Genomic DNA, 4,389 nt, shown 5'->3' with positions numbered 1-4,389 from the left:
ACGGTGTGGTGATTGGGTCCTCCGGTGCGCTCTCGGCCACTGCTGCCGGCAGCGAACATAACGTCCTTGTCGCGGGAGTCGGTGGCCAGCCGGGTTTTGGCCGCGTTAATTTAGCCAGCGCAGCGGCTGTATCGGGTACACTCGGTGTCGCTAATGGTGGTACGGGTGCAAGCACGCTCACCAGTAACGCGGTGCTGCTCGGCAACGGTACGAATCCCGTGCATGCAGTAGCACCAGGTGCTAGTGGTCGGGTGCTTACCTCCGACGGCACAACCTGGATCAGCGCAGCACTGCCTGCTACCGACTGGGCGTCGCCCGGAGCCATTGGCGCTACGACACCAAACACAGGTGTATTCACTACTGTCAAGATCACTGGGGGATCTCCTGGTGCTGGCAAGGTGCTCACGAGTGATGCGAATGGTCTGGCATCGTGGACCGCGCCAGCAGCTACCGGAGTGACTTCAGTATATACGGGCACAGGTCTGAGTGGTGGACCGATCACAGGCTCAGGGACAATTAGTTTGAGCAACACGGCCGTGACGCCTGGCACCTACACACGTGCCAATATCACCGTCGATCAGCAAGGACGTCTCTCGGCTGCAACTGATGGCAGCAATATTAGCCTGGCAAGCGAAGTGACCGGTGTACTCCCAAGCGCCAACGGCGGTACCGGTGTCAACTCCACAGCAACGTTCCCCGCTAGTGGCGTCGTCGTCACGCGCGATGCGACAGAGACACTTAGCAACAAGACTCTCTCCGGACTCACTGTCAGCGGCAACGGTACTACCGCCAGTAAACTCATACTTAACGACAAAACTAACACCAACTACGTTGCCTTTAAGGCGCCCGATGTACTCGCTTCACAGTTGACCTGGGAGCTACCGTCAACGGACGGCACGGCTGGCCAAGTGCTCGCCACCAACGGCGCCGGGACACTAAGCTGGGTCTCTGGACTGGCACCCACGGGTGCTGCGAGCGGCGATCTTACCGGCAACTTCCCCGCCCCCACTCTTGCCGCCGTGGGTACAGCTGGAACATACATGAAGGTTACCACCGACAGCAAAGGGCGGGTGATTAGTGGCGCCACGCTCACAGCGGCTGACATTCCGACTATGATAGGTGCCACTGGTGCTGCAGCCGGCACAGCTGGTGCTGTGCCAGGACCAGCGGCAGCTGACAACGTCAAGTTCCTGCGCGGTGATGGCACCTGGGCCACACCTCCCGCTGCGGGTGCTGGTAATCAGATCCAGTACAACAGCAGTGGGCTGCTTACGGGTGATGAAAACTTTGTTTATGCGAGTGGGAAAGTTGGCATTGGGACTACGGCTCCTGCCGGTAAACTCGACGTCGCAGGCTCCATCTGTCTTAGCGGCGCTAACTGTATAACCTCGTGGCCAGCAGGCAGCGTGACCTCAGTGACGGCCGGCACAGGCCTTACCGGTGGGCCCATCACGTCTTCTGGGTCACTGTCGCTAGCTAACACGGCTGTGACAGCCGGCGCCTACACCAGGGCCAACATCACTGTCGATGCACAAGGGCGCCTCACTGCGGCCGCAAGTGGTAGCAGTGTGGGACTAACCACAGAAGTCACGGGAACACTACCTATTGCCAATGGCGGTACCGGTGCGACAACTGCAGCCAATGCTTTCAATGCACTGTCGCCGCTTACAACAATTGGTGACATCTTATACGGTGGCGCATCCGGAGTCGGCACCCGACTTGCTGGTAATACGACAACAGCGAAACAGTTTCTAACTAGCAGCGGGGCGAGTGGTGCTGCAACTGCACCGGCGTGGGCAGCCCTATCTTCAGGTGACATTCCAGCCCACAGCGCTGCACTCATCACATCGGGGACTCTAGGCGTCGCCAATGGTGGTACCGGCGCCACGACTTTAGCAGCGAATAACGTCCTGCTCGGTAACGGTACGGGTGCACCTCTGACGGTGGCGCCAGGAACGAACGGAAATGTACTGACTTCGAACGGTACGACTTGGGTGAGCTCTGCTCCTGCGGGTGGAAGTTGGACAACATCAGGGTCTGATGTTTACCGGAGTAGTGGGAATGTCGGTATAGGTACCACGAATCCCACGGAAGTATTACAGGTTTCAGCAAGTAGCAACGCTCCATTGCGTGCCAATATTGTGAACTCAAGCAATGGTGCTGCCGCCTTTGCTGAATTTAAAGTAAACTCAGACGTAAATAGCTTTAAGTTTGGTGTTGGATCATCCACGAACACTGCTGGCGTCGGTGGCGGCGGAGCAGGTTACGTTGGGACAGACTTTAATTATCCACTGCAAATTTATACCAACAGTACCGAGAAAGTCCGCATTACGCAGACTGGCAACGTCGGGATAGGAACCACATCACCAGCTTACACACTAGACGTCGCCGGCCAGGAGCGTGCCACGGTTTTTAATGCGAACAATGGCACAGCGGCGGGAGGCATGTGGCACTTCGGTATGCTAAATGGCGGTAGTTCCCGCGTTGCATTGGGCCTCCAAGCTACGGAGTCGGGGAGCAATTCGGGTTCTGATTTCCAGATCTGGACCTATTCTGATTCAGGTTCGTACCTCGGTAATCCTTTATCCATTAAGCGATCGAATGGCTTCGTCGGTATTGGCACCACAGCGCCATCAGCGCAACTCGACATCAACTCAACTACCTCGGGGATGCTTTCTCCACGCATGACGGCTGTTCAGCGCAAGGCCATAAGTTCGCCGCCTGAGGGTTTGGAGGTTTATGACACGACGGCTCACGTCAAGATGGTTTACAATGGCACTCGCTGGCTGGAGATCGGTTCAGACCCACTCGGCACGATTAAAGCTTGGCATAAGAGCTTCACCAATACCCCAGCGCTGCCGTACGGATGGGTAGAATGCAGCGGTCAGACCTTATCTGACACCGACTCGCCATATAATAGTCAGGTGATCCCAAACCTCAACTCGGCTACTCAAGATGGTTCGACTGGCAGTGGTATGTTTCTACGCGGATCCCCGACATCGGGCACCATGCAGGCCGATGCCACTGCGGTAAACGGATTGAATGTCTCCTTTAATAACGCATACAGCACCGCTGGTGGCGGTGCTGTCGGTAACAGTGGCCAGGCTGCTGGGGGCTTCTCCACCATCACCCTGTCTGGTGACTCGGAAACACGCCCACCAAACATGACCGTCGTTTGGATCATGCGGGTCAAGTGAAAATTGCGACGACAGGCCGCTAGGCTAAGTTCCCCGGCGGAATCTCAGGCAATGGGACGAGCCACCTATGTGGCATCAACTGTGCTAAAATACGAATTCCATCTCCCCTGAGCGAAGGATATTTATGCTGCGCATGCACAGGAACTCAGTAGTCTTTTGGCTTGCCTTGGCGGTCGCTGGTTCGGCTTGTTCACGGTCCAAGAATAAAGGCACTGACACCGAAACAACAACCACCGAATCAGCACCCACAATGGCCGATGAGGCCGATAGCTCCGTGGTCTCCATTGCGCAAAGTGCAAAGAGCCTCGCGACTAAAACTGTGAGTCACAGCGACGTTCTATATTTCGCGCCGTTCCCATTCACAGATACTCTGTACCTAGTACACCAGCGCATGTAGCACCCCCACTAGCGTTGTTGCATGCTAGTGCGAGTGCCGCGGAATGATTCTGCAGCCAATCTTCTAAGGTGCTATATGCTGCGATTTTACACGCGCAAATGCCAGTGGCGTAAAGTCATCCGGTGCTGCGTCGACGACTTCGGCCGGCATGCTCATCACCCACATCAAATACAGCTGCAGGTCGACTTTCGCGGCGATAGCCGTTTGCAGCACGGTGCGTATAATGTCGAGCGAGAAGCGTCCGCCAAGAGTCTGGCGAAAGAGGGCGTTATTTTCAATCAAGCGTTCCAGGCGCAACATACGCTCCGAGAAATTATTCGAAACGGCCAGACGATAATCCTGGAGATAGTAGGTCAATTTTTCGTAGTTTTTTATAATGTAGCGCGCCGCCTTGCCGAGTTCGCTAGCGGCAGACCATTTTTTCGCGATCAAATAGGCATAATATTTAATCTGCTCCCACGTCTCCCGCTCGTCGGTGTCTCTGACGACCGTAGTGTTGTCGCGGTTGCGGCCGGCAGCATCAAGGCCGCCTTCAAAAATGGCCAGGCCCTTAAATTCATGCAAAATCCACTCACAGAGTTCGGGATCTTGGGCTTCATGAATCGCGAATGGTCGCCTCGCGTGGTAGGCGCAGCCGGCGTAAGTCACCTGCAACCTCTCGCTTAAGGCCGGGTCTGAGATCAGGTTGACTGTCGCCAGGTCGGACTGAATGACTAAATTGGGGTTATCCGGTCTCCTATTCTTGAGAATGACGGAAAGCAAGTTGCCAAAACCACCAAGATGCGAGCGAAAAAA

2 protein-coding genes are annotated in these 4,389 nt (G+C 55.8%); one reads left to right on the top strand and one right to left on the bottom strand.

Annotation, left to right across the window (positions count from 1 at the left end; genetic code table 11):
* Positions 1–3,321 precede the first annotated feature (3,321 nt).
* Positions 3,322–3,594, top strand: a complete 273-nt coding sequence (locus FJ146_19560) for a hypothetical protein (GenBank protein ID MBM4254168.1) — start codon at positions 3,322–3,324, stop codon at positions 3,592–3,594.
* A 63-nt stretch (positions 3,595–3,657) separates the two neighbouring features.
* On the opposite strand, the gene FJ146_19555 is transcribed toward FJ146_19560, so the two are convergent.
* Positions 3,658–4,389: transposase (locus FJ146_19555; protein MBM4254167.1), on the bottom strand; the 732-nt coding region annotated here is incomplete at its 5' end.

It is taken from the genome of Deltaproteobacteria bacterium (assembly GCA_016874735.1).
Lineage (GTDB): Bacteria > Bdellovibrionota_B > Oligoflexia > Oligoflexales > CAIYRB01 > CAIYRB01.
Note: the sequence above shows the minus strand (reverse complement) of the source record. Positions and strands in the feature narration are given on the sequence as shown.